We start from the raw sequence: 24,439 nt of genomic DNA on the forward strand, positions 1-24,439 counted from the left end.
CAATTCACTCAAGGAGATGAGACATGCGCCGCTTGCTGATTTTAATAGGGACTGTATCTGCGCTGACTGGCTGTGTATCGAGCCAAGAGGTGGACGCATGGAGAAGTGAGGCTGGAAGGACGACGCCGGTATGCCAGGGCGATGACGACTGTCAGGTTAAATGGTCTGCCGCACGACGCTGGGTGCTCAATAACGCTGGAACGAAGATCCAAAACTATGGCGCTGACTACTTCGATACGTATAACCCGCTTCCCGATAGCCCCAACCTTGCAGCGCAGGTCTCGAAAGAGGCACTAGGTAGCGGCAAATACGCCATCACTGCAAAGCTCTGGTGCAACAACATGTTTGGATGCCAACCAAACGCTTGGAAAGCTCTAGTGGATTTCAACCGTACAGTGAACGCAGCCTCACCACACTAAGCGTTTCGGTTCCTCCCAACGCCCCTCGGTTAAGGTATGTGAGGGGAGTACTTTCGGTTTTAGGGGTAAAAATGAGGGTAAACTCATGCCCCTTCAAAACAGGAACCCTGCAGTTGCTGCTACTCAGGCAATCTTTCGATTCCGTCCCTGCACCAAGACAAGCTTCCAGATCCTGCGGGATCTGGAAATCAGAGAAACCGGCCTAGCGCCGGTTTTTTTGTGCCTGCGATATGGGCAAGCCAGCCTGCAGGCGTCGCTATCTCGTCACGCCCCTTCCCTTGCGGCCCAGCACCGCCCTCCTGCTCCTGCTCCTGCTCCTGCTCCTGCTCCTGCTCCTGCCCAAGGGTGCCAAGGCCCGTTCTAGACAGCCTCAATCCTTTGCGAAACCCGCCCAGACGATCTTGACTCTCTACCCACTTCAGACTTTTTAATGGCACGGCGTCGCCCGACACCCACCTTTTCTGGAGTCAGCACCATGAGCACCTGCAGCCAAAAGCATCACGCCAATCACAGCCACCAGCACGGTCCGAACTGTGGCCACACCGCCATCGAGCACGCGGGCCACATCGACTATCTCCACGACGGCCATCTGCACCACATGCATGGTGACCACGTGGACGAGCACGTGCTGGAGGTCAATGCGACCAATCCGGATCACTGCACCCATGGCCAGAGCAGCGGCCATGCGGCCGACCACGTCCATGGGCCCGATTGCGGTCACGAAGCCGTGCCCCACGGCGATCATGTCGACTACCTGGTGGATGGCCGGCTGCATCATGTCCATGACGGCCACTGCGACGACCATGGCCCGGTGACCCTGGTCCGCTAGCGACGGCTGTCGAAAGAACGCCAGGCGCCATCGCCCTCACGCCGGCGCCGGGGCTCCGTCCACCACGCCGAGATGAAGAGCCAGCCACACCGTGGCGACTGTGGGATCGGTATAGGTCACCCAGTGCTCAGCGTGGGCGGGGATGAGCAGCGTATCCCCTGGCTCGAGCGCCACCTCCCGCCCTTCCAGGGCGATCCGCGCGGCGCCCTGCAGAACCAGCACCCACTCCTCATGGGCCTGCCGATAGGGCGTCTGCGCTGGCGTCGTCTGGCCCTGGGAAACGATGCGTTCGATGCGGCAACCGGGCCGCGCCAGCAGGGACGTGAACACCTCCGCGGCGGAGGCATCGGGCAGGTCGCGAAACAGATTGGTCATGACGTTTTCCCATAGGGCCTCGCGCCAGGGTGCGCTAAGGTCATCCAGACTGCGCCTGTCCGACCAGGCGCTCAAGTCTCGAAGGGATCCGCGCCATCCAGGAGTCGCCGCCATGGCCCCAGGTGCTCTGCCATTTGCCGTCAAGAGTGCGATCCGCCCGACCTTTTCGGGAGCCCGTCACCCGATCGCCAAGATTTTCGGCGATGATCGATCGCAGGGGTGGCTACCGATCAAGGGCGCCGCTCGACCCCGGTTGGCCGCTGCGGTCAACCAGACCTCGCACCAGGCGCACGGAGGCGCTTACTGCATGCCGATTCCCTCGATTCCCCTCATCGCCCCTGCCCTGTCCGGCGCCCTGCCTCAACCAGCCATCGACCAGCCCGGCCCGCGTACCGCCGAGCCGACCGTCCCCCTCTGGTTCAGGGTGCTGAGCGGCGTCAGCTTATGGCTGAACCGGTTGTTTCTCGGCCTGGTGCTGGCGCTGGTCGGCTTTACCCTCTGGCACTGGTGGCAGGGATGAAGCGACGTCTGGATCAACTGGAGCTGACCATCCTGATGTGCGGTATCGGCCTGCTGGCCATGGCGCTGATCGTCGCCGTCGGCATGCAGGGCCTCGATTGGGGCTGAGTGGACGGGCGGGCTTACCGGACCTTTACCTGGCCTGACGTCCGCTGACCGCCAAAGGTGTTTCATGGTGACGCGGCCTATCGAGCGCCGCGAGGAGAACACCATGGCATCGCGAGCGTCGTTGATTCTGCTGTTGACCGCCACCCTGACCGCCAGCGGCCTGGCCGCCGCCCATGAAGGCCCCGATCGAGGACAGCCCTGGGCGGGCGGCGCCCCAGCCGTCGCCGAGGGCGGCGAATTCCTGCCGGCGGGCGAATTTCGACGGCATCACCGGCACCCCCCCTATTACCGCAGGGATCGCTACCCCTACAGCTACTACCAGCCCTATCCGCAACCGGGTTATGCCGCGCCGCGTTGGCGGCCGGCACCGCCGGGCTACTACGCCTATCCGCCGGCCTATGAGGCGCGACCCTATTACGGACCACCCCGGCATTGGTGAACTGCTTGGCATCGCGGCGGCGAGATGGTGGCCTTTTGCGATGAGCCACACAGGGAGATGTTTGCCAGAGGAGCAAAATGCCATCACCCCATTAGGCTTTAGGGCGTTGCCAACATGTATGAGAGAGATGATGTAATCTGCATGGCCTGCCTTGCGACCATGGCTGCGGCCTTCACCGGCTTCATCATGGTGATGGCGCTGCTGTAACTGCCAGATAGACGAAACCCCGCCGAGGCGGGGTTTCGAAGGCGGTATGGCGTGGTCCTAGATGGGCCGACTGCCATACTTGCTGTCGGGCTTCTTGGGCGGATCGGCGACCACATTGGCGTCGATCTCCTGCACCTTGCCACCGCGGGCCAGAAAGTCCTGCATGGCCTTTTCCAACGCATCCCGCTCGCGCTGCTTGGCTTCCACCGAAGGCAGTTCCTCGGGCTCGGCTTCGCGCTTCTTCTTGGCCTTGCTGCCGGACGCGGGTGTTTCGCTTTCGCCGCTTTCCTCTTGCTCGGCGTCGTCGGTTGCGGCAGCGAAGTCTTCGTTATCGCCCTCTTCCTCCGCCCCGGTCTCCAGGTCGTCCTGCTCCAGATCTTCGTCGCTCATAAACCGCCTCCACAGACTTTGGCAAAATCGGACCGCGCGTTTTGACGCGGCCTCTTAAAAAAAATTCCTGGCTATTCGCCTTGCAGCGTCGCGATCAGCCGCCGCGCGCCACCTTGGTCGCGATGCTCGCCCAGGTAGATGCCCTGCCAGGTTCCCAGCGCCAGGCGCCCGGCCTGGACTGGTAGGCTCAGACTGCAGCCGAGCAGACTGCTCTTGAAATGCGCAGGCAGGTCGTCCGGGCCTTCGTAGTCGTGCTCGTAACCAGCCTGCCCCTGGGGCACCAGCTGATTGAAGAACCGCTCGAAGTCACGGCGCACCGCCCCGTCGGCATTCTCGTTGATGGTCAACGAGGCCGAGGTGTGCTGCAGCCAGAGGTGCAACAGGCCGATCCGGCATTCGCCAAGCTCGGGCAGTTGCTCCAGCACCTCAGCCGTGACGAGATGGAAACCACGCGCCCGCGCGCGCAGGGAAAAGGTCCGCTGCAGCCACATGAACAACCCCCGCCGACTGACTGGGCGCGCATTCTAGCGCGACGATCGGAAAAGCAAAGCGGTGATTGCACACCGCTGGCGTGCAGTCTAGACACAGCAGGACGACGGTTGTTCCGGCCGTACGGCAGACGTAAAAAAGGCGCCTCGCGGCGCCTTTTTCCAGAGCGGCGGCTTACAGGTTGTAGCCACGCTCGTTGTGCAGGGTGAGGTCCAGACCCACGGTTTCCTCTTCTTCGTTGACTCTCAGACCCATGACCACGTCCAGCACCTTGAGGATCACGAAGGTGACGATGCCGGTGTAGACGATGGTGAAGGCCACGCCCTTGAACTGGATGAACAGCTGGGCGCCGATGTCGGTGACGGTGCCGAAGCCCCCCAGGGCCGGGGCGGCGAAGACCCCGGTCAGCAGGGCGCCGACGATGCCGCCGATGCCGTGCACGCCAAAGGCGTCCAGGGAGTCGTCGTAGCCCAGCTTGCGCTTGAGGCTGGTGGCGGTGAAGAAGCACACCACACCGGAAACCAGACCGATGATCAAGGCGCCCATAGGGCCGGCGGTACCGGCGGCCGGGGTGATGGCCACCAGACCGGCGACCACGCCAGAGGCGATGCCCAGGGCGCTCGGCTTACCGTGGGTGATCCACTCGGCGAACATCCAGCCCAGGGCGGCAGCGGCGGTGGCGATCTGGGTGGTCAGCATGGCCATGCCGGCGGTGCCGTTGGCAGCGGCGGCGGAACCGGCATTGAAGCCGAACCAGCCGACCCACAGCATGGCGGCACCGACCAGGGTATAGCCCAGGTTGTGCGGCGCCATGGGAGTGGTGGGATAGCCCTTGCGCTTGCCCAGGACCAGGGCCGCGACGAGGCCGGCCACACCGGCGTTGATGTGCACCACGGTGCCACCCGCGAAGTCCAGTACGCCCCAGTCCCACATCAGGCCGCCGTCACCGCTCCAGACCATGTGGGCGATGGGGGCGTAGACGAAGGTGAACCACAGGCCGGTGAAGACCAGCATGGCGGAGAACTTCATGCGCTCGGCGAAGGCGCCGACGATCAACGCCGGGGTGATGATGGCGAAGGTCATCTGGAAGGTGACGAAGACGCTTTCCGGGAACAGTGCGGTAGCCGAGGTGACGGCATCATGCTCCAGGGTGGACAGGAAGGCCTTGCTCAGGCCACCGATGAAGGAATTCAGATTGGTGACGCCCTTCTCCATGCCGGTGGTGTCGAAGGCCAGGCTGTAGCCGTAGACCATCCACAGGATGCTGATGAGACCGGTGATGGCGAAGCACTGCATCATCACCGAGAGGACGTTCTTGGCACGCACCATGCCGCCGTAGAACAGCGCGAGACCAGGGATGGTCATGAACAGCACCAGGGCTGTCGAGATCAGCATCCACGCCGTATCGCCGCTGTTGATTGCTGGTGCCGCAGCCGCTTCCTGGGCCATGGCCAGGCCCGGCAGCGCTACGAAAGACATGAGGGCTCCTAGCCCTGCGTAGGTGCGCAGAGTCATCGTTGTTTCTCCTGGGGCTCGTGTGGGGTTGGGCGGTCGGTTAACGCGTCAGATGGCGTCTGTGTCGGTTTCGCCGGTACGGATGCGGATGGCTTGCTCGAGATTCACCACGAAGATCTTGCCGTCACCGATCTTGCCGGTGTTGGCGGCCTTGGTGATGGCCTCGATGACGCGATCGAGTTGATCGTCGGCGATGGCGACGTCGATCTTGACCTTGGGCAGGAAGTCGACGACGTATTCGGCGCCGCGATAGAGCTCGGTGTGGCCCTTCTGACGGCCAAAGCCCTTGACCTCGGTAACGGTGATGCCTTGCACACCGATCTCGGACAGCGACTCACGCACGTCGTCGAGCTTGAACGGCTTGATGATGGCGGTGACTAGTTTCATGAAACTTCTCCCGATTGAGTTGACTTGCCCCAGGAAAACAAACCCCGGCCCAAGTCTAGCGCAGTGACCGTCTGTTTAACCGTCGGCGTGGTAATCGCCGTGGTTACGGCAGAAGCGGCCAGAGCGCGCCTCTACCCCAGGCGTCCGCTGACGCCCGTCTCTGCTTCGGCAGTAGCAGAAAGCTTGCCAGGTTTGTGAAGGGGGCCGTATTACCGGGGCCGGTGGGCCTGGCGCGCCTCCTGACAGGGCAGACCACCGGTCATGGGGCAGGACTTTGCACCAACAGCGAACAGCTCTGGCACGGGGATGGCACCAAAGCGGTGCAGTCGTGGCTATCCGGGGCACAGGAGCCGCTGTGCTACACTCGGGCTTTGATTACAGGCAGGGAATAACCATGTCCACGACCCGTTCGCTGTTCGACTCCCTGACTCAGCAGGCCAGCCGGCTGTTCGGTCAGGACTCGCCGCTGCCCAAGGCGGAAATCGAGAGCCAGTTCAAGGCCCTGCTCCAGGGTGCACTGAGCAAGCTCGATGTGGTCAGCCGTGATGAATTCGATGCGCAGATGGCGGTGCTGGCACGCACGCGTGCGCGCCTGGAGGCCCTCGAAGCGCGTCTGAACGAGCTGGAGAACAGCCGGAGCCAGGACGTGAAGCCGCCGGTGACCCCGGCCACGGATGTCGCCGCCGCCGACTGACCTTGAAGGCGCGCCAGGATGGTGCAGCCTGCTGTCTAACGAAGCACGATCAAGGAGAGATCATGTCGCTTGCCCTCGTTCATACCCGCGCCCAGGTGGGCGTGGAAGCGCCGCCGGTGGTCGTCGAGGCGCACCTGGCCAATGGCCTGCCCGCCCTCACCCTGGTGGGCCTGCCGGAGACCGCCGTGCGCGAAGCCAAGGATCGGGTGCGCAGCGCCATCCTCACGGCCGGTTTCGAATTCCCCAGTCGCCGCATCACCCTCAATCTCGCTCCCGCCGATCTCCCTAAAGACGGCGGGCGCTTCGACCTTGCCCTGGCCATCGGCATCCTCGCCGCCAGCGGGCAGCTGCCGGCGCAAGGCCTCGACGGCTACGAATGCCTGGGGGAGCTGGCCTTGTCGGGCGCGGTGCGGGCGATTCGCGGCGTACTGCCGGCGGCGCTGGCCGCCCGAACGGCGGGCCGTATCCTGGTGGTGCCTCGTGCCAATGCCGAGGAAGCCTGCCTGGCCAGCGGCCTGACGGTGCTGGCGGTCGATCACCTATTGGAGCTCGCCGGCCATTTGAGCGGCCAGGCGCCGCTGGCGCCCTATCAGCCCAGCGGCCTGCTGCGCACCCCGCTGCCCTATCCCGATCTCGCCGAGGTCCAGGGACAGCAGGCGGCCAAGCGTGCCCTGGTGGTGGCTGCAGCCGGTGCCCACAACCTGCTGCTCGCCGGACCGCCAGGAACCGGCAAGACCCTGCTCGCCAGCCGCCTGCCAGGGCTCCTGCCGCCCCTGGACGAGGAAGAGGCGCTGCAGGTCGCCGCCATCCATTCGGTGGCCGGACCCGAGCCGCTGGAACACTGGCCGCAGCGACCCTTTCGTCAGCCGCACCATTCGGCGTCAGGTCCGGCGCTGGTGGGCGGTGGCAGCCGCCCCGGGCCTGGCGAGATCACCCTGGCCCATCGCGGGGTGCTGTTTCTCGACGAGTTGCCGGAATTCGATCGCAAGGTGCTGGAGGTGCTGCGCGAGCCCCTGGAAAGTGGCGAGATCGTCATCGCCCGGGCACGCGAGCGGGTACGCTTTCCGGCGCGCTTCCAACTGGTGGCGGCGATGAATCCCTGTCCTTGCGGCTACCTGGGCGACCCCAGCGGCCGCTGTCGCTGCAGTCCGGAGCAGATCCAGCGCTATAGGGGCAAGCTGTCCGGTCCGCTGCTGGACCGCATCGACCTGCACCTGACCGTGGCCCGCGAGCACCTGCGCCTGGGCGCCTCACCGGCTGCCGAGCTCACCACGGCGGAGGCCGCACGCCAGGTCGCCGAGGCCCGGGCCATCCAACTGGCGCGCCAGGGCCGCCCCAACGCCCTGCTCGGCCTCGATCAGCTGCACCAGGTATGTGTCCTGAGCGAAGCCGATCAGCGCTGGCTGGAAGGCGCCGGCGAACGCCTGAATCTGTCCCTGCGCGCCCTGCACCGGGTGGTCAAGGTGGCCCGCACCCTGGCCGATCTGGCCGGCCAGGCCGAGATCCAGCGGGCGCAGCTGGCCGAAGCGCTACAGTATCGGGCGAGTCACTAGGCGCCGGCAGGCGGACCATAGTGCCGCGGCGGCTCCTGCAGCCGATCTCGCAGCGCCTGGTTTTCCTGCGCCAGCTCGAAGCACATGGCCCGCCATTGGTGGGCCAGCTCGCGATAGTCGTCGCGCTCCGCCCGTAGCGTGGTCAGCATGCGTTCGACGGCCTGCACCGCCTCGTTGGATACGCCCATGACACCCCTCCTCTTATACTGTATTTGCATACAGTAGTCAGAGTATTGCAGCCAGGCAAGCGCCAAGGTGCGCAGGAATGAAAAAGGGAGGCCTGAGCCTCCCTTTCGGTTCTGCCAGAAAGATCCGGCTAGCTGAACCGGCCCACTTCGGCGCTCAGGTCTTCCGCCAAGTGCCGCAGCTCGCCAGCGGTACCGGCCAGTACCTCGGCGGCATCGCGCTGGGCGGCGTTGTCCACGGCGATCGCCTGGATGTTGCGGCTCAGCGCCGTGGCGGTGGTGCTCTGCTCGGCAGTGGCCTGGGCGATGCCGGAGAATTGCTCCACCGCCTCGGCGACCTGCTGATCGATGCTGCGCAGCGCCTGGGCCACATCGGCGTTACGCGCCAGGCCCTGCTCCATGAGGCGATTGCCTTCGTCGATGGCGCCCATGGCGCGCTGGGTCTCGCCCTGCACCGCGCCGATCATCTGGGAGATCTCGCGGGTGGCCTCGCTGGTGCGACCGGCCAATTGCCGGACCTCATCGGCGACCACGGCGAAGCCACGACCTTGCTCACCGGCGCGGGCCGCTTCGATGGCCGCGTTGAGCGCCAGCAGGTTGGTCTGCTCGGCGATCCCGCTGATGACGCCGATGATGCCGCCAATCTGCTGGGAGCGGCCATCCAGGCCCTTGATCAGTTCGGCGGTGCTGGCCAGGGAATCGGCGATCTGCTCCAGGGCGCCCGAGGCGCCCTGCATGGCCTGGGTACCGGTACGGGTCTGCTGGGCGTTTTCCTGCACCAGGCGCTCGGTGCGCTGCATGCCATCGGCGATGTTCTGGGCGGTGGCGCTGAATTCCTCCACGGCGCTGGCCATGCTGTCGATCTGGGTGGACTGCTCGGCGGAGCGTCTGAGGGTCTGGTCGGAGAGCTGGCTCAGTTGCTGGGAGCGCTCGGTGACCGCGCGCGAGGAGCCACGAACCTGCTCGACGGTGGAGGCCAGGGCATCGGCCATCTGGTTGAAGCTCTGGGCGAGTTCGCCGATCTCGTCGTGGCTGCGCGCCTCGACGCGCACGCTGAGCTGACCGCGACCCAGGGCCTGGGCCCGCTCCACCAGCTGGCCCAGCGGGCTGAGCTTGCGGCGCAGCAGCACGACCGAAGCGACCACCGCCAGCACCAGGGCGATCAGACTGCCGATGGCCAGGCGCAGGCCAACGGCATGCACCGGGGCGTCCAGTTCGGCTTTGGGCAGGGTGGCGACCACGGTCCAGCCTTCGCCGGCGACTGGCGCACTGACGCTGAGGAAGGCTTGATTGCCGTCCTGCCAACCATGTACGCGCTGCTTGGGATCGCTCTTGAGGTCGGCGAGCAATTCGTCGGTCTGCTTGGCATTGGCCGGCGGGACCAGCCAGTTGCCCTGTTCGTCGAGCAGGGCCAGGGAGCCGGTCTCGCCGATGCGCAGCTGGGTCAGCTGGGCCAGTTGCTGGGCCTGGGCGTCGGTGTAGTCGAAGCCGACATAGAGCACGGCGATGACCTGGCCCTGGGTGTCGCGTACCGGGCTGTACTGGGTCATGTAGGAGCGACCGAACAGCTGGGCACGCCCCACGTAGGTCTGGCCCTGCAGCAGACCGGCATAGCCGGGATGCTTGCGGTCCAGGCGAGTGCCGATGGCGCGGCTGCCGTCCTGCTTCTTCAGCGAGGTGGTGATGCGGGTGAAGTCGTCGCCATCGCGCACGAAGATGGTGGCGGTACCGCCGGTGAGGCGGGTGAAATCATCGACCTGGGTGAAGTCGTTGTTGAGCGCCTCGCCCTTGTAGAGCAGCACCGGGGTGTCGGTACCGGCGACGACGGTACGCTCGCTGCTGCGGGAAAGGCCGCCATCGAAGCGGCGCTCGAACAGATTGGCAAGGCGCTGGGTGCTGACCTTGAGCGTACCGAGGAAGGTCTGCTGCTGATCGGCGAGCAGCCGGGCCTCGCTGCCCAGGTGCTTGCGCTGGGTGCCTTCGATGGACACGCTCAAGGCATGCAGGGCGAACAGACAGCTGCCGGCGATCACGACAATCAGTACCAGACTGAGGGCCAAGGCAAGTTGTCGGGCAATACTACGACGCGGAGAAATGACCATAGAGGACTCCAAAGCGCCTACATCCCTGTAGGGCAGTACGAAATTGAGGGCAAGGGTCTACATCAGGGACGAGCCGCTCTACGGCGGCCTTCTTAGCGATGAACGGTTAGTTTATCGGCTGGAGCGTGACGAACTAAAGCGAATGACGGATGTCTGGCGCCTTATTTGTGGCGAATGACCTCTGGCAGGCTCTGGGACGCCACCTCCCGCTGCAGAAAATCGCCCAGCTGGCGAACGCGTGCCTGCCCCCGACGATTGCGTGGCCAGACCAGATAATAGGCATCGCCACTGGCCACGGCCGCTGGCCAGGGCAAGGCGATCAGCCCGGCCGCCAGGTCCTCGGCGAGCATCACCAGATCGCCGATGGAAACCCCATAGCCACGCGCGGCGGCAGCCATGCCCAGTTCCAGGGTGTCGAACACCTGGCCGCCGCTGAGCGGCACCGCCTGGGTCAAGCCCATGGCCTGCAGCCAGCGGCGCCAGTCGCGGCGGTCGAAGGTGGGATGCAGCAGCTCTTCCCGTTGCAGGCGCGCCACATCCCAGACGCCCTCTCGGGCCGCGGCTGGCGAACAGACCGGTACCAGCCACTCGTCGAACAGCGGCACCACCTCCCAATCCGCCGGGAAGCGGCCATTGCCGAGCAGCACCGCGCAATCGAAGGGTTCATGGACGAAGTCGACCCGGTCGCTGGCCATCCAGACGCTGGTGAGCTGGATGTCCAGTTGCGGACTGAGCTGGCGAAAGCGCGCCAGACGCGCCAGCAGCCAGCGCAGTGACAGGGTGGTGGGCGCCTTGAGCCTCAGGGTGCCCTCCGCCACGACGAGATTGCCGCAGGCCCGCGCCAGCGCCTCGAAGCCTTCGCTCAGGCCGGGCAAGAGCAGCTTGCCGGGCTCGGTCAGCGCCAGCTGACGCCCGGCGCGTTCGAACAGGCGGCAGCCAAAGGTCTCTTCCAGGGTCCGTACATGACGACTGACCGCGCTCTGGGTCAGCGACAATTCCTGGGCCGCGCGAGTGAAGGAGCCATGGCGGGCGGCGGCCTCGAAGGCGCGCAAGGCGTACAGCGGCGGCAGCCGCGTGGAGACTTCAGGCATGACTCAGACTCATGGATGACATGGCTATTTTCCGATTGTGGGCGGCGCGACCGCATCCAACAATGAGTTCTTGTCAAAGTCGCCTCCCGTTCAGCGAGATCGCCCCATGTCCCTGCCGCGTCACGAATTGCTCGCGCTGTTGCGTCTCGCCCTGCCCCTGATCGGCGCCCAGCTGGCCTATGTGGCCATGGTCTTCACCGACACCCTGATGATGGGGCGCCTGGGGCCTGCCGCCCTGGCCGGTGGCGGCCTGGGCGCTGCGGTCTATTCCTTCGTCTCGGTGATCTGCGTGGGGGTGATCACCGCGGTGGCCAACCTGGCGGCGCTGCGCCGGGGTGCGGGGGATAGCGAAGGAGTAGCGGCGGTGACCGCGGCGGGAATCTGGATCGCCGGGGTGCTGGCGCTGCTGGCCGGCACCCTGCTGTGGCACATCGAGCCGCTGCTGGCCCTGGCCGGCCAGCCGGAAGAAAGTCGTCAGGCGGCTGGGGTGTTCCTGCGCTGCCTGGCCTTCGCCCTGCCCGGCCACCTGCTGTTCATGACCCTGCGCGGCTTCACCAGCGCCCTGGAACGACCCGGGCCGGTGCTGACCATCGTCCTGGGTGCGGCGGTGCTCAACGCCCTGTTCAACCTCGGCCTGCTGCACGGCTGGGGCGGCCTGCCGCAGCCCGGGCTCGCGGGCATCGGCGCGGTGACCGCCGTGGTGATGAATGGCGCAGCCCTTGGGCTGGCGCTGTATATCGCCCGGCACCCGGCCTATGCCGCCTATCCCCTGCGTCGTTATCTGCGCCGCCCGGATCGCCGCGCCCTCGCCGACACCCTCGGCCAGGGCCTGGCGATCAGCGGCACCTATGCGGTGGAGGCCTGCCTGTTCCTCGCCGCGGCCCTGTGCATGGGCGTCCTGGGTGCCACGGCGCTGGCGGCCAATCAGATCGCCAACCAGCTGGTGTACCTGGTGTTCATGCTGCCGGCGGGGCTGTCCTATGCCACCAGCATTCGCATCGGCCAGCATCAGGGCGCGGGCCGGCCACGGGAGGCGCTGCTGGTGGGGCGGCTGGCCATCGGCGGCGGCGCCCTGGTGATGCTGGGCATCGCCCTGCTGTTCTGGAGCTTTCCCGCATGGTTGGTGGGACTGTTCCTGCCAGATGCCCACAGTCCGGTCAGCGAGCTGGCGCGGCAGCTGGTGCTGATCGCTGCGCTGTTCGTCATCTTCGACGGCACCCAGAGCATCGCCCAGGGCGCCCTGCGCGGCATCCGCCAGGCGCGTCTGGGCTTCTATGGCGGGCTGCTCTGCTATTGCCTGATCGGCGCCAGCAGCGCCTGGCTCCTGGGAGTGCACGCAGGCTTCGGTCCGCACGGGGTGTGGTGGGGGCTGGCGCTGGGACTGGCCTGCGCGGCCGTGCTGCTGACCGCCGCCTTCGAGTGGCTGATGCGGCGGCAGCTGGGCGCAGGCCCTGTGCAGGCCCCGCCGGAGCCGCTGGCCGCCACGCGCGGCATGGCGCAAAACGGGTGAGCGCCGCGGCGGCCCAGGAATTTTACCAAGTGGTCCACTTTCGACCGCTGCGCTAGAATAAAGGCTTTGGGCCACCCCGGAGTTGCGACCGGCGTCTGCGGCCCCAGGATAGCCAGAGATGCAACGTTTCATCGTCGCCGACGACCATCCGCTGTTTCGTGAAGGCCTGGTGCGCATCCTGCGCCAGCTGCAGCCGCAGGCACAGGTGGAGCAGGCCGACAGCCTGCAACAGGTCCTGGAACTGGCGCGCCAGGGCGAGCCGCCCAGCGGCCTGCTGCTGGACCTGCTCTATCCCGGTCAGGACCTGAGTTTTTCGCTGCGCGCGCTGCGCCAGGAATTCAAGCGCAGCACCCTGGTCGTGGTCTCCATGCTCGAAGACGCCACGGTGATCGAGCACATCCTGGCGGCGGGCGTGGATGGCTTCATCGGCAAGGCCCTGCCGCCGACGGCCATGGCCGAGGCCATCGCCGACTGTCTCGCCGGGCAACCTGTGGTGCGCTACGCCACGCCGAGTCTGGCCCCGACCAGCCTGGCACCCGATAACCGGTTGCAGGCGCTGACGCCGCGGCAGTTGGAGGTACTCGGCTTGATCACCCAGGGCCTGAGCAACAAGGAGATCGCGCGGGTCCTGACCATCTCGCCCTTTACCGTGCGCATCCATGTGTCCGCGCTGCTGCGCACCCTGGGCGTCGGCACCCGCGCCGCAGCGGCCGCCTTTGGTGCCAAGACCGGCCTCGGCGCCCAGCGTTCGCTCAGGTAGCCGCGACGCGAAAGGCCAGCAGCAGGGCGCGCAACTCCGCCGGTCGTACCGGCTTGGCCAGCACCGGAATCTCGGCATCGCCCAGCGCCTGCTGGACTTGCGGGATGTCATGGCCGGTCACCACGATGGCCGGAATGCGTCGGCCCTGCAGCCGGTTGAGATAGGCGATGCAGTCGGCGCCGGAAGCGCTGCGATCCAAATCAAAATCGGTGATCACCAGATCGCAGGCCACGGCGCCGGCGGGGATGCTGGTGGCTGTGGCGACCTCGCAGCCCCAGCTGCGCAGCAGGGTCGCGGTGGCCAGCAGCACATTGGCATCGTCTTCGATGAGCAGCACCCGCCAGCCGGCGAGCAGGTGCTGGGGACCGCTCGCCGGTCTTGGCCGCGCCTCCAGCGGCACGGCGGCCAGTGGCAAGCCCTGGAGGCTGACCGCCGTGCCCCGCCCGGGCCGCGAGCGGATGATCAGCTGCAGTTCCAGCAAGGTGGCTATGCGCTGCACGATGGATAGGCCAAGGCCGACCCCCTCGATGTCGCGATCCCGTGTCTCCCGTACCCGATAGAACTCTTCGCACAGGTGCGGCAGGTGCTCGGCGGCGATGCCGGGGCCCTGGTCGTAGACCGCCAAGGCGAGCCGGCCCTGACGGCGGCGCACCGCCAGCAGCAGGGGCTGGCCGGGCGCGTACTTGAGGGCGTTGGACAGCAGATTCTGCAGCGAGGTGAGCAGCAACGCCGGATCGCTGTAGACCTGCAGGCCGCAAGGGCGCCAACGGATCTCCACCCCCGCCCAGCGCGCCGCCTCGGCGTTCTGCCGGATCAGGTCGTCGACCAGGGTATCCAGGTCGACCACCGTGCGCCGCGGGCTGACCTGCTTCTGATCGAGGGTGTAGATGTTCAACAGCGAACGGAACAGCTGCTCGACGCCCAGCAGCGAGCGGTCGATGTTGTCCACCAGCTGCCCCTGATCCGCGCTCAGCTGGCTGTCGCGCAGGCAGGCGGTGAACAGGCCGATGGAATGGATCGGCTGGCGCAGGTCATGGCTGGCCTGGGCCAGGAAGCGCGCCTTGGCCAGGTTGGCGGCCTGGGTCTCGCGCAGCGAATCCTGGATGCGGGTCAGCAGGAAATAGACGTAGCCGGGCACCAGCAGGGCGGTCACCAGCATCATCAGGGCCACCGTGGGATAGCGTTGCAGAAAGGGCATCCCGGCGATGATGGCGGCCAGGGCGGTCAGTGACAGTCCGGTGGCCAGCAACAGGTAGCCACGCCCATAGCGCAGGCCATTGCCCACCGTGACCCAGAGCAGCACGCCGAACAGTGGCAGCAGGGCCTCGCCGCTGGTGATGGAGGAAAAGGTGATGGCGCTGAAGTCCAGGCTCATGGCCAGGAGGCGCCGCCAGGGCTTCACCCCCGGCCACTGCCGGACCTCGAAGAACAGTCCGATGGCCACCACGGCGAACAGCGCGTAGCACAGCAGGTTGGCTAGCAGGACGGCGGTACCGAACAGGCCGCAGGCCCAGGCGCCGATGATGTAGGCCGAGGCCGGCAGGATGAAGGCCAGGCGAACCTTGGCCTGGCCGAGTTCGGGATCGCGGACGCTGACGCCCAGGGCAGGGGTCGCTTCGCTCATGACGCCAGATAACCCAGTTGCCAGGCTCGCGGGATCAGGCGAAAGATCACCGCCAGAATTGCCGCCAGTGCCGCGCAGGCATACCAGGCCGCCAGACCCAGGCCCGCCTCCAGGGCAGCGCCCAGCACCCCGCCCAGCAGCATGCCCAGCCAGGGCACCAGCTGGATGCGCCAGCCGCGACGGCGTTCGCCCAGCAGCCAGTGACCCAGACCGCGCCCGAAGCGCGACAGGGCGCCGGTGACGTAGGTGAGGCCGATGGGCAGGCCATAGACCTGCTCCACCACCGCATTGACCATGCCCATGGCGAACACCCCGGTCAGCAGCGCCAGGCGCCCTGCGGGCAGGCTGGCCGCCAGGGCCAGCAGCAGGGCCAGCAGGCCGAGCAGCAGGCAGGCGCGCTGGCGGGTCAGCCGCTGCAGCAGCACGCCGCCGGCGTTGCCCAGCACGAAGGTGGCGATGGCCAACGCCAGGTGCCCCACGGCAGCCCAACGACCCGCCGCCACATCGGCCGCTAGACGGGTGGTATTACCGCTCATGAAGGAAACGAAATCGCCGGTGGCGAGAAAGCCGATGGCATCGGTCATGCCAGCCAGCAGTGACAGCCCGGCGACCAGCGCCAGGCCGACCGCACCGTGGCGTGGCGTCACGGGCGGAGCGAGGGGCGGAAGAGCAGCAGAGGGATTCATGGCGGCCATCCTGGCGCGGCAGCGAAAACGACCGCCAGTGTGCGGCGTCGGGGATCCTGGCGCCATGGGCGGCCTCCTGGAAGGCGCCCTGGGCTAGACTGATGGATCCGCCTGGCCGGAGGCCTCGTGACCACGCCCCTGTTCGCCCTGGTACTGCTCGCCGCCCTGCTGCACGCCGGCTGGAACGCCCTGCTCAAGATCGGTCTCGATCGCTTTCTCACCGCCAGCCTGATCCAGATCGGCGCCGGCCTCGCCGCCGGGTTGGTGGCGATCAAGCTGGCCTGAGCGAGAGGACCAGGGAGCGGCTAAGCTGAGCCTTCTTTCGACCAGGAGGGATCCATGGGCAAATCGTTGCGGCTTTCGGAAAAGTGGTTCAATCGCGGCCTCTGGCTGCTGGCGCTGGTGTTCGCCGGCTTTCTGATCGGCCTGGGTGGCACCCTGGTCGGCGATCTGCCCCAGGTCGAGCGCCAGCAAGGTCTGGAAGACTTCATGGACCCGGTGGCCACTGCCACGGCCCGTGGGGACCAGCGCCAGGCGCACCAGGCTCGACGCACGGCCCAGGACGCCCTCGACCAGGCCCAGTTGCAGCAGACCGCGGCGGCACGCAGCTACCGGGCCAACCGCGAGACCTTCGACAACTGGCTGGCCACCCGCCAGAGCACCCAGCGCCCCGAGCAGGACGCCGAGCTGATCGCCCGCAGTCGCGCCCTGGACGAGCTCAAGGCCGGTGAGCGCCGAGCCGAGCAGCAGGTCGAACGCCAGGAACAGGCGCTGCTGGATGCCGAGCAGCGCGCCAACGCCGCCGAGCGTACCCTGGCCAGCCTTGGCGAGTCGGCGCAGTCCGCCTGGCTGGAGGCCAGCCAGCAGGCCGAGCTGCGGGTCTTTCTCTATCGTCTGGCCCTGACCCTGCCACTGCTGGCGGTGGCGGCCTGGCTGTTCGTCCGACAGCGCAAGAGCACCTGGTGGCCCTTCGTCTGGGGCTTCATCTTCTTCGCGCTGTTCGCCTTTTTCGTCGAGCTGGTGCCCTATCTGCCCAGCTATGGCGGCTATGTGCGCTATCTGGTGGGCATCCTGCTGACGGTGCTGGGTGGACGCTATGCCATCCGCGCGCTGCAGGACTACCGCGCCCGCCTGGCGCTCAAGGAAGCCCAGCCGGATACGGTGCGCCGCGAGGAATTGCACTACGACACCGCCCTGGCGCGCCTGGCCAAGGGCGTCTGTCCGGGTTGCGAGCGGCCGGTGGACCTCAAGGACCCGAGAATCGACTTCTGCCCCCATTGCGGCATCGGCCTGCACGACCACTGCGGCGCCTGCCAAACACGCAAGAGCGCCTTCGCACATTTCTGCCAGGCGTGTGGGACGGTGGCGCGTGCGCCCGTGACTACCCCTGCTGCGCCAACCACTGCGCCCGGGTGAGCGCCCAGCACTCCGCGGGGAGCCGTCCGCTCACGCTGTCCATCTCCAGGCAGGCGATACGCTGCATGCCTTCGCGCTGCGACAGCCGGCGGGAGCCTTCGTTGGCGATCACCTTGGTCACCCGCAGACTCGGTCGTGCGAGTGTCTGGAACCAGTAGCGATTGAGCTCGACACAGGCCTCGCTCATGAAACCCTGCCGCCAGTATCCGGGATCAAGCCAGAAGCCGCGTTGGTTGTCCGGCTCCTCCTGCAGACTGGCCAAGCCGATCAGCTCGTCCGGTCGCGCCTGCAGCCGTAGCGTCCAGCACCAGTAAGTACCCGCGGCCATGCCGGGCAGGACCAGATCACGGACGAAACTCAGGGCACCGTCCGCGGGATAGGGCCAGGGCACCCTGGCCGAGAGGTAGCGCACGATCTCCCACTGCGGAAAGATCCGCTGGATCGCCCCGGCATCCTCCAGCTGCAAGGGCCGCAGCAGCAGGCGGGGCGTATACAACGTGGGCAAGGACACGGGCGGACTCCAGAGGGTTACTTGACCGGAGCCTAACCCAAGCCTCAGGGCTTGTTCGAACTGGTATTGACGCCCTGCTCGGTGTGCTCGCCATCGTGGTTGTGCAATTGGCCGGTGGGGTCCTGCAGCTGGATGACCTTGCCCTGCTGCCAGGCGTCGGCGCCGGGGGCGACCGTGGGGGTTGGCAGATCGGCGCGGGCGGCCTTGGTTTCGGTGCTGGAAATGCCCAGGCGGCGGTCACGCTCGGCGAGCAGCTTGGGATCGAGCTGGCCGTCGGCGGTGAAGCCCATCATCAGTTGGGGGACGCCCAGGGGCAGCTGCAGATCCTGGTCGGTATGCCAGGTGTGCCAGGTCTTGCCATAGGTGTGCACCAGCTTGTCCATCAGCCGGTGCTCGGCCACCTGGGGCACGCCGGGTGCGACCAGCTGACCCGACTTCACCTCGTGTACGTGACTATGCCAGAGGGCCTTCTCGGCCTCGGGCAGGGTCTTGAACAGCCGCTCGCTGATGATGTACTCGACCCCCATCAGCTTGGCGTCGGCGACGTTGCCGTCGTAGATCACGCACTGGAACATCTCTTCGCCCAGGACGCTGCAATAGTGGTGGGCTTCCATCTGGCCGTGGGGATGGCCATTGTAGAAATGGAAGCCGTCCAGGTAGGTGTTGAGGGCGGTGATGGGCGGTTTGCGCTGCAAGACATCGGCGCCGGCTTCGAGCACCCGGGTATCGGTCTGGGCAGGGGCACCCGGTACCGGTACCGGCGACTGGGTATCGTTGGCGGCCTGGGCCAGGGGAGCACAGGCGAGTAGTAGCAAGGCGGAAAGTCGACGGGTATTCATGGTGGATTCTCGGCGGAAGCTTGCCGAGTTCGAAGGGCGAGCAGGCGCCAAGGTTCCACCGTTGCGCTAGTCTCGTCATACAGCTGTCATGCAATGGCCATAAATTCGTCATCGTCCGAGCGTGGCGTTTCGGTATAAGCGAAACGGTCGATCGGGCCTTGTGCCTCTGGCTTTCCATTTCTGTCGGGACGACTCAATGAACGCACACAGCTCTCCAGCCGGTCATGCCCTGCGCCGCGTGGTCTTCAACAAGAAGGGTGGCGTCGGCAAGTCCAGCATCGCCTGCAACCTGGCGGCCATCAGCGCCCACGAGGGCTATCGCACCCTGCTGGTGGACCTCGATCCCCAGGCCAACTCCAGCCAGTACCTCACCGGCCAGGTAGGCGACGACCTGCCCCACGGCATCGCCGACTTCTTCAAGCAGACCCTGAGTGGCGGCAAGAAGGCCCAGGCCAACATCCATGCCACCGCCTGGCCGAATCTGGATCTGATCGCCGCCTCGGGCGAGCTGACCGAGCTGCAGTTCAAGCTCGAATCCAAGTACAAGATCCAGAAGCTCGCCAAGTACCTCGACAAGCTCGGCGAAGACTATGACCGCATCTACCTGGATACCCCGCCGGCGCTGAACTTCTACAGCATCTCGGCATTGATCGCCGCCGATCGCTGCCTGATCCCCTTCGACTGCGATGTCTTCGCCCAGCAGGCGCTGTACGACCTGATCGAGGAGCTGGACGAGATCCGCGAGGACTACAACGACAGGCTCACCGTCGAAGGCATCGTCATCAACCAGTACCACGCCCAGGCCAGCACCCCACGCCAGCTGATCGAGGAACTCCAGGCGCGCGACCTGCCGGTATTGGCGGCGCCGCTGATGGCCTCGGTGAAGATGCGCGAATCCCACCAGCAGCATCGTCCGCTGATCCATCTGGACCCTGGCCACAAGCTGACCAAGCAGTACCTGGAACTCTTCGCCCTGCTGGAGAAGTAGCGCAAGAACGTTCAAGACAGGCCGGGGCGCGGGGCGTCACTCTGGGGTTTCCCCGCTATCCGGAGCCCTGCCGATGACCGCTTCCCGCCGCCGCGCCTTCCTGCAGGGCGCCTGGCAGATCATGCCGCTGTCGCTGGCTTGCGCGCCCTGGGGCATCCTGGTCGGCGCCCTGGCCATCGAGACCGGCCTCAGCGTGCTGGAAGGCCAGGCCTTCTCCCTGCTGGTGTTCGCCGGCGCGGCGCAACTGGTGGCCCTGGGCATGCTCAAGGCCGGCGCGGGCCTGGCCACCATCCTGCTGACCACCCTGCTGCTGACCTCCCAGCACCTGCTCTATGGCCTGCATATGCGACGGGTGCTGGCGCCCCAACCACTGCCCTGGCGCCTGGGCTTCGGCTTTCTGCTCACCGACGAATTCTTCGCCCTTAACCATGCCGAACAACCGGCGGGCTTCGACCGCTGGCGCGCCCTGGGCATGGGCCTGAGCTTCTACCTGCTGTGGAATCTCTTCACCCTGGCCGGCCTGCTGCTGGGGCGAGTGCTGCCCAACCTGGGCGCCCTGGGCCTGGATTTTTCCATCGCCGCCACCTTCATCGCCCTGGTGGTGCCCCTGGTGCGGGATCTGGCCACGGTCGCCTGCGTGCTCACCGCGTTGCTGGTGTCGGTCTGGCTGCATCACCTGCAGTGGCAGGGCGCCCTGGTGCTGGGCGGGCTGGCGGGCATGAGCGTGGGCTTCTTGGTGCGGCGTCTGCGGGAGCGCCTGCAATGATCCTCGCCACCGTGCTGGGCATGGCCGCCCTGGTCTTCTTCAATCGCTATCTCTTTCTCGAACCGCGCCTACCACTGCGCCTGGGGCGCCACCTGCGCACCTTCCTGGAATTCGCCGTGCCGGGGATGCTCACCGCCATCTGCGGTCCCCTCCTGTTCTCGGGCGAAAAGTCGCTGGTTGCGACCCTGGTCGATCCCTATCTGCTCGCGGGCCTGGCCGCGGTGGGGCTGATGCTGTGGACCCGGCAGGTGTTGACCACGGTGATCCTGAGCATGGGGGTGTTCTATCTGCTGCGCTGGCTGCTGTAGCGCGGTAAGGTGGAATCGGGCACGGTCGATGCCCTGAGAGTCTCATGAACGGACCACAAGAAAACGCCCGCCTCTGGGCGGCGCGCGGACTGGGCGGTGTCGAGTTGCTGCATGCCCGGTACCGCCGCCAACGCTTCGCCCCCCATGTGCACGAAGGCTATGTGTTCACCGTGATCGAACGCGGCGCCCAGCACTTTCGTCATCGCGGCGCCGAACACCTGGCCGCGACCGGCAGCATGGTGCTGATCAATCCGGACGAGTTGCACACCGGGGCGACGGCGGTGGAGGAAGGCTGGCAGTACCGCGGCTTCTATCCGACGCTGGCGCAGCTGGCGCCGGTCTTCGCCGAGCTGGGACGCCCGCTCGATGCCACCCCGGCCTTCGCCACCAGTGTGCTGCAGGATCCCCAGGTGAGCGCGGCCTTCAGCCAGCTGCATCGACTGGCCGATGGTGACGCCGAGGCCCTAGAACAGCAGACCGTCTGGCGCGAGGCGCTGCTCTTACTGTTCGGGCGCCATGCCCGCCTGGGTGCCCTGGTAGAACCCGGCCACGAACCCCTGGCGGTGCAGCGTGCCCGCGAATTGCTCGGCGCGCGCCTGCAGCACCCGCCCAGTCTCGAAGAGTTGGCCCAGGCGGTGGGGCTGTCGCCCTTTCATTTCCTGCGGGTGTTCCGCCGGGCCACGGGCCTGCCGCCCCACGCCTGGCTCAAGCAGCAGCGCCTGACCCGCGCCCAGGGCCTGCTGCGGGCCGGCTGGGCGCCGCTGGAAGTAGCCCTGCAAATGGGCTTCGCCGACCAGAGCCATCTCAATCGGCAATTCAAGCAGGCCTACGGGGTGGCACCGGGCGCCTATCGCCGCGCCTGGCAAAGCTAGCTGGACACCGACGAACGGTCCTGGCCGCTGAAGCGGCATGCCAGAGCCCTGCAAGCGGCAAGAGGGCCGGGATGGCTGGGATCCTGGAGAAACTTTCCGCTGTCGTCCCGGGCCTAGTCAGGATGAGCGCCGGTCCTGCCGAACGCTCTCCCTTGCCCTTTTGCCAGAGGTTACCGGTATGACACTCGAAGAACGCATCCGCCAGCGCGCCTATGAAATCTGGGAACGCGAAGGTCGTCCCCATGGCCAGGATTTCGAGCACTGGTTCCAGGCCAATCGCGAACTGGAAGACCAGCCCGACGACAACCTGACCCAGGTTGGCGGCATCCAGAGCAGCGTCGCCCCGCCAGCGCCCAAGCCGCGCAGCCGGTCGCGCAAGAAGGCGACCGCCAGCGACGCCTGAGTCCAGGCTCGCTTACTTGCGGATCATGTCGGCCGCCCGCTGGGTGGCCTCCGAGGTGCGGGTCGCCAGCTTGCGCACCTCGTCCGCCACCACGGCGAAGCCCCGCCCCGCCTCACCGGCCCGTGCCGCCTCGATGGCGGCGTTGAGCGCGAGCAGATTGGTCTGGGCGGCGATACCCTGGATGGAACCGACGATCTCGGTCACCTTCTGCAGGTTCTCTTCCATGGTGCGGTGCTGGTCTTCCTGGCTGCCGCGCAGGGATTCCTGCTCATGCAGGGCATGGACGTCGGCCAGGGCGCCCACTACGCGCAGCGGGGTGCCATCGGCGGTGCGCTTGGTCTGGCCGCGGGCGCGGAACCAGCGTACCTCGTTGTTCTTCAGCAACAGGCGATAGGTGATGTCGAAGCCGGTGCGGCCGCTGCGGTCGTTGATGTGCGAACCGAAGGCTTCCAGGACCCGGTCGCGATCTTCCGGATAGAGCCGCGAGGCCCAGCTGTCGAGTACGTCGGGGAATTCCTGGAGGGTCTCGTAGCCGAGCAGGCGCCGGAATTGCGGCGACCACCAGAAGGGATTTCTGGGATTGAGCGGATCGCCGGCGATCACCTCCATGTCCCAGAGGCCGTCGTTGAGCATCTCCCGCGCCAGTTCGAAGCGGGTCAGGGTGACGTCCAGCTCCTGGTCGCGCAGGCGCTGGTCGTGGATGTCGCGCAGCGAGCCAGCCGTGCGTAACGGCACGCCGCGTTCATCGCGCAGGGTCGCGCCAGTGGCGCGCATCCAGCGGTATTCACCGGATTTCAGGGCGATGCGGTATTGCACATCGAAGGGGGTCTGGCCGCTGCGATCCTTCATATGGGCGGCAAAGGCGTCCAGCACCCAGGCGCTGTCCTCGGGGTGCAGACGCTTGGCCCAACTACCCAGCTCGCTGGGAAAATCGCTTTCGTCGCGAAAGCCGAGCATGCTGCGGAATTGATCCGACCACCAGAAGGCGTTGCGCGGATTGACCGGATCGCCCGCCACGACTTCCATGTCCCAGAGACCTTCGCTGGAGCCCTGGCTGACCAGTTCAAAACGAGTGCCCAGGCGCTTGGCCAGCGCTTCGCTCTCGGCCACCCGAGCGGTTAGCGTGGTATTGTCCTGATTGAGGATCTGGACCTGCTGCTGCAATTCACTCTGCTGCACCAGCAGGGCTTGCAGCCCCTTGGCCAGCCGGGCCAGGGTGGGATCGCCCTGGAAGCTGCCGATCTCGGCCAGGGGCGTGGCGGTTTCGGTCGCCGCGGCCAGAACGTCCAGTGCGCGCATGATCGAATAGTGCTTGAGCAAGGCCATGATCGAATCCTCAAGGAGAGCAGCCGCGGCAGGGGCTGCACGCGATCCGAATCCCTGTATCGGCCTTGCCGCTTCGCTCTTTAGCCCATTCCAGAGCCTTTTTCGCGGGTGATACCTCCCGCTCGACTAGCGCCAGTCGTCCAGCAACCAGACCTCGGGATGATCGTAATGGGCCTCGCCCCGGTGCAGGGTGATGCCGAGGATCTCGCTGCGAAATCCCTGCGCCAGCAGCCAGCGGTAGGCCCCCAGGCGGGCGGTGTTGACGCCGGCCAGCAGGCGCTGCTGGCCATGGTCCCGGGCCAGGCCGTCGCAGGCGGCGATCAGCCGAGCGAAGCGCGCCTCGGCCCCCATACCGGGCAGGACCGCCGCGCACTTGACATAGCAGACCCCGGTGCCCGCCTCGCTGCGGGGCCCGAAATGGCAGACGGCGAAACCCTCCGCCCGGCCCTGCGCGTCCTGCAGCAGCAGACTCTCGCCGAGTTGCTGTTCACGTACCGCGGCCATCTCGGCGGAGACGTCCAGCCCTGGCGCATTGGCCCGGCCCAGTTCGGCGCAGGACGCCAGCAGCCGGTCGGGCTCGGCCGACAGGGAAAAGCGCAGCGCCGGCGGCGCCGCCTGTGTTTGCAGCGGACGCGCCATTACCGCGGTCAGGGTACGCGGCCAGAAGCCGAAGCCCTGGTAGAGCCCCAGGTGACGCGGACTGTCGGGAAAGGTGAAGAGTCCGGCATGCACCAGCTGCCAGGCGTCGAGCTGCTCGACCGCGGCGCCCATCAGCGCCTTGGCCACCTTGGCATCCCAGTAGTCCGGGTGCACCGCCAGCGGCCCGAGGATGCCGTGACGCCCCCAGCGGGTGACGCAGACAGCGCCGACCAGGCGCGCGCAGTCGAGGGCCTTGAACCAGCCGGTGTGGGGTGCGGCGAAGCGACTACGCACATAGTCGCGGTCATTCCAGAATTCGCCCGGCTCGGCGGCGCCCATCCAGGTGGCGAAGGCCAGGCGCACCACCTCGGTGGTGGCGGGCAGGTCGGCGGCGGTGAGGGATTCGACACTGAAGGCGGGGCTGGACATAGGGCGGCTCCTTGGCTGTAGGCCTTGGACCCGCCCGGCCGGGGCTTTGCGCCCAGGCGG

Annotated in this window: 27 protein-coding genes and 3 pseudogenes; 15 read left to right on the top strand and 15 right to left on the bottom strand. The window is 66.6% G+C overall.

Annotation, left to right across the window (positions count from 1 at the left end; genetic code table 11):
- Nucleotides 1-23 precede the first annotated feature (23 nt).
- Both NRG74_RS15780 and NRG74_RS15785 read left to right on the top strand, forming a co-directional pair.
- Nucleotides 24-419 (top strand): hypothetical protein, encoded by a 396-nt coding sequence (locus NRG74_RS15780; protein WP_257704749.1) that lies wholly within the window; start codon nucleotides 24-26, stop codon nucleotides 417-419.
- A gap of 475 nt (nucleotides 420-894) precedes the next feature.
- Nucleotides 895-1,248, top strand: coding sequence for a hypothetical protein (locus tag NRG74_RS15785; RefSeq protein WP_017639568.1), 354 nt, complete (start codon nucleotides 895-897; stop codon nucleotides 1,246-1,248).
- A 36-nt stretch (nucleotides 1,249-1,284) separates the two neighbouring features.
- Here the strand turns inward: NRG74_RS15785 and NRG74_RS15790 are convergent, their stop codons facing one another.
- Nucleotides 1,285-1,623 (bottom strand): cupin domain-containing protein, encoded by a 339-nt coding sequence (locus NRG74_RS15790; RefSeq protein WP_017639569.1) that lies wholly within the window; start codon nucleotides 1,621-1,623, stop codon nucleotides 1,285-1,287.
- Nucleotides 1,624-1,735: 112 nt separating this feature from the next.
- Here NRG74_RS15790 and NRG74_RS15795 point away from each other — a divergent pair, with 112 nt between their 5' ends.
- Both NRG74_RS15795 and NRG74_RS15800 read left to right on the top strand, forming a co-directional pair.
- A complete protein-coding gene (locus tag NRG74_RS15795) occupies nucleotides 1,736-2,143 on the top strand; it encodes a hypothetical protein (RefSeq protein ID WP_257704750.1) in 408 nt (135 codons plus the stop codon).
- 210 nt (nucleotides 2,144-2,353) lie between these two features.
- The gene (locus NRG74_RS15800) at nucleotides 2,354-2,689 is read left to right on the top strand and encodes a hypothetical protein (RefSeq protein WP_257704751.1); all 336 of its coding nucleotides are present in this window, start codon (nucleotides 2,354-2,356) and stop codon (nucleotides 2,687-2,689) included.
- A 264-nt stretch (nucleotides 2,690-2,953) separates the two neighbouring features.
- Here NRG74_RS15800 and sutA read toward each other — a convergent pair whose 3' ends face one another.
- The 4 genes from sutA to glnK form a co-directional block, all read right to left on the bottom strand.
- Complete coding sequence (gene sutA / locus NRG74_RS15805; RefSeq protein ID WP_017639573.1) at nucleotides 2,954-3,286, bottom strand: transcriptional regulator SutA; 333 nt, start codon at nucleotides 3,284-3,286, stop codon at nucleotides 2,954-2,956.
- Between the two features lie 71 nt (nucleotides 3,287-3,357).
- Nucleotides 3,358-3,777: a secondary thiamine-phosphate synthase enzyme YjbQ gene (locus tag NRG74_RS15810; protein WP_093255020.1), complete on the bottom strand. Its 420-nt coding sequence runs from the start codon at nucleotides 3,775-3,777 to the stop codon at nucleotides 3,358-3,360.
- Nucleotides 3,778-3,949: 172 nt separating this feature from the next.
- On the bottom strand, nucleotides 3,950-5,290 hold the full coding sequence (locus NRG74_RS15815; protein WP_026083673.1) for an ammonium transporter: 1,341 nt from the start codon (nucleotides 5,288-5,290) through the stop codon (nucleotides 3,950-3,952).
- Between the two features lie 48 nt (nucleotides 5,291-5,338).
- Complete coding sequence (gene glnK, locus NRG74_RS15820) at nucleotides 5,339-5,677, bottom strand: P-II family nitrogen regulator (protein WP_003096476.1); 339 nt, start codon at nucleotides 5,675-5,677, stop codon at nucleotides 5,339-5,341.
- Between the two features lie 394 nt (nucleotides 5,678-6,071).
- Here glnK and NRG74_RS15825 point away from each other — a divergent pair, with 394 nt between their 5' ends.
- Together NRG74_RS15825 and NRG74_RS15830 are read left to right on the top strand one after the other, a co-directional pair.
- Nucleotides 6,072-6,371: an accessory factor UbiK family protein gene (locus tag NRG74_RS15825; protein ID WP_064306842.1), complete on the top strand. Its 300-nt coding sequence runs from the start codon at nucleotides 6,072-6,074 to the stop codon at nucleotides 6,369-6,371.
- A 62-nt stretch (nucleotides 6,372-6,433) separates the two neighbouring features.
- Nucleotides 6,434-7,924, top strand: coding sequence for a YifB family Mg chelatase-like AAA ATPase (locus NRG74_RS15830; protein WP_017639577.1), 1,491 nt, complete (start codon nucleotides 6,434-6,436; stop codon nucleotides 7,922-7,924).
- On the opposite strand, the gene NRG74_RS15835 is transcribed toward NRG74_RS15830, so the two are convergent.
- From NRG74_RS15835 to NRG74_RS15845, 3 genes are all read right to left on the bottom strand, one after another.
- Entirely contained in the window at nucleotides 7,921-8,112 is a 192-nt protein-coding gene (locus NRG74_RS15835) for a hypothetical protein (RefSeq protein WP_027597468.1), read from the bottom strand. The genes NRG74_RS15830 and NRG74_RS15835 overlap by 4 nt on opposite strands.
- A 128-nt stretch (nucleotides 8,113-8,240) precedes the next feature.
- Nucleotides 8,241-10,211 carry a methyl-accepting chemotaxis protein gene (locus NRG74_RS15840; protein ID WP_257704752.1) on the bottom strand — a complete coding sequence of 657 codons (1,971 nt, stop codon included), beginning with the start codon at nucleotides 10,209-10,211 and terminating at the stop codon, nucleotides 8,241-8,243.
- Nucleotides 10,212-10,372: 161 nt separating this feature from the next.
- A complete protein-coding gene (locus NRG74_RS15845) occupies nucleotides 10,373-11,302 on the bottom strand; it encodes a LysR substrate-binding domain-containing protein (RefSeq protein ID WP_017639580.1) in 930 nt (309 codons plus the stop codon).
- A 106-nt stretch (nucleotides 11,303-11,408) separates the two neighbouring features.
- Here NRG74_RS15845 and NRG74_RS15850 point away from each other — a divergent pair, with 106 nt between their 5' ends.
- A complete protein-coding gene (locus NRG74_RS15850) occupies nucleotides 11,409-12,812 on the top strand; it encodes a NorM family multidrug efflux MATE transporter (RefSeq protein ID WP_257704753.1) in 1,404 nt (467 codons plus the stop codon).
- 118 nt (nucleotides 12,813-12,930) lie between these two features.
- Nucleotides 12,931-13,572, top strand: a complete 642-nt coding sequence (locus tag NRG74_RS15855; protein WP_257704754.1) for a LuxR C-terminal-related transcriptional regulator — start codon at nucleotides 12,931-12,933, stop codon at nucleotides 13,570-13,572.
- Here the strand turns inward: NRG74_RS15855 and NRG74_RS15860 are convergent.
- Nucleotides 13,565-15,196, bottom strand: a complete 1,632-nt coding sequence (locus tag NRG74_RS15860) for an ATP-binding response regulator (protein WP_257704755.1) — start codon at nucleotides 15,194-15,196, stop codon at nucleotides 13,565-13,567. The genes NRG74_RS15855 and NRG74_RS15860 overlap by 8 nt on opposite strands.
- Nucleotides 15,193-15,882 carry a YoaK family protein gene (locus NRG74_RS15865; protein WP_017639584.1) on the bottom strand — a complete coding sequence of 230 codons (690 nt, stop codon included), beginning with the start codon at nucleotides 15,880-15,882 and terminating at the stop codon, nucleotides 15,193-15,195. The genes NRG74_RS15860 and NRG74_RS15865 overlap by 4 nt, the downstream gene beginning before the upstream one ends.
- 126 nt (nucleotides 15,883-16,008) lie before the next feature.
- Between NRG74_RS15865 and NRG74_RS15870 the strand changes: the two are divergent.
- Nucleotides 16,009-16,140, top strand: a pseudogene (locus NRG74_RS15870) (EamA family transporter); the annotation flags it as partial.
- 81 nt (nucleotides 16,141-16,221) lie between these two features.
- Nucleotides 16,222-17,298: a serine endopeptidase gene (locus NRG74_RS15875; protein ID WP_257704756.1), complete on the top strand. Its 1,077-nt coding sequence runs from the start codon at nucleotides 16,222-16,224 to the stop codon at nucleotides 17,296-17,298.
- Here NRG74_RS15875 and NRG74_RS15880 read toward each other — a convergent pair.
- Both NRG74_RS15880 and NRG74_RS15885 read right to left on the bottom strand, forming a co-directional pair.
- On the bottom strand, nucleotides 17,264-17,809 hold the full coding sequence (locus NRG74_RS15880; RefSeq protein WP_257704757.1) for a GNAT family N-acetyltransferase: 546 nt from the start codon (nucleotides 17,807-17,809) through the stop codon (nucleotides 17,264-17,266). The genes NRG74_RS15875 and NRG74_RS15880 overlap by 35 nt on opposite strands.
- A 44-nt stretch (nucleotides 17,810-17,853) precedes the next feature.
- Complete coding sequence (locus NRG74_RS15885) at nucleotides 17,854-18,648, bottom strand: OBAP family protein (RefSeq protein ID WP_173149767.1); 795 nt, start codon at nucleotides 18,646-18,648, stop codon at nucleotides 17,854-17,856.
- Nucleotides 18,649-18,877: 229 nt separating this feature from the next.
- On the opposite strand from NRG74_RS15885, the gene NRG74_RS15890 reads away from it, so the two are divergent.
- The 5 genes from NRG74_RS15890 to NRG74_RS15910 all read left to right on the top strand — a co-directional run bounded on the left by NRG74_RS15890 (nucleotide 18,878) and on the right by NRG74_RS15910 (nucleotide 21,985).
- On the top strand, nucleotides 18,878-19,636 hold the full coding sequence (locus NRG74_RS15890) for a ParA family protein (protein WP_026083677.1): 759 nt from the start codon (nucleotides 18,878-18,880) through the stop codon (nucleotides 19,634-19,636).
- A gap of 73 nt (nucleotides 19,637-19,709) precedes the next feature.
- Nucleotides 19,710-20,402: an AzlC family ABC transporter permease gene (locus NRG74_RS15895; RefSeq protein WP_231357159.1), complete on the top strand. Its 693-nt coding sequence runs from the start codon at nucleotides 19,710-19,712 to the stop codon at nucleotides 20,400-20,402.
- Complete coding sequence (locus NRG74_RS15900) at nucleotides 20,399-20,710, top strand: AzlD domain-containing protein (RefSeq protein ID WP_017639591.1); 312 nt, start codon at nucleotides 20,399-20,401, stop codon at nucleotides 20,708-20,710. The genes NRG74_RS15895 and NRG74_RS15900 overlap by 4 nt, the downstream gene beginning before the upstream one ends.
- A gap of 44 nt (nucleotides 20,711-20,754) precedes the next feature.
- A complete protein-coding gene (locus tag NRG74_RS15905; RefSeq protein WP_257704758.1) occupies nucleotides 20,755-21,582 on the top strand; it encodes an AraC family transcriptional regulator in 828 nt (275 codons plus the stop codon).
- A 178-nt stretch (nucleotides 21,583-21,760) separates the two neighbouring features.
- Nucleotides 21,761-21,985 (top strand): DUF2934 domain-containing protein, encoded by a 225-nt coding sequence (locus NRG74_RS15910; protein WP_017639592.1) that lies wholly within the window; start codon nucleotides 21,761-21,763, stop codon nucleotides 21,983-21,985.
- A gap of 39 nt (nucleotides 21,986-22,024) precedes the next feature.
- On the opposite strand, the pseudogene NRG74_RS24665 reads toward NRG74_RS15910, so the two are convergent.
- The 3 genes and pseudogenes from NRG74_RS24665 to NRG74_RS15925 all read right to left on the bottom strand — a co-directional run.
- A pseudogene (locus NRG74_RS24665) lies at nucleotides 22,025-22,288 on the bottom strand (methyl-accepting chemotaxis protein); the annotation flags it as partial.
- A gap of 51 nt (nucleotides 22,289-22,339) precedes the next feature.
- Nucleotides 22,340-23,311 (bottom strand): annotated as a pseudogene (locus NRG74_RS24445) (PAS domain-containing protein); the annotation flags it as partial.
- A gap of 126 nt (nucleotides 23,312-23,437) precedes the next feature.
- Complete coding sequence (locus NRG74_RS15925; RefSeq protein WP_257704759.1) at nucleotides 23,438-24,379, bottom strand: GNAT family N-acetyltransferase; 942 nt, start codon at nucleotides 24,377-24,379, stop codon at nucleotides 23,438-23,440.
- Nucleotides 24,380-24,439 lie beyond the last annotated feature (60 nt).

It is taken from the genome of Pseudomonas oryzihabitans (genome assembly GCF_024652905.1).
Lineage (GTDB): Bacteria > Pseudomonadota > Gammaproteobacteria > Pseudomonadales > Pseudomonadaceae > Chryseomonas > Chryseomonas benzopyrenica.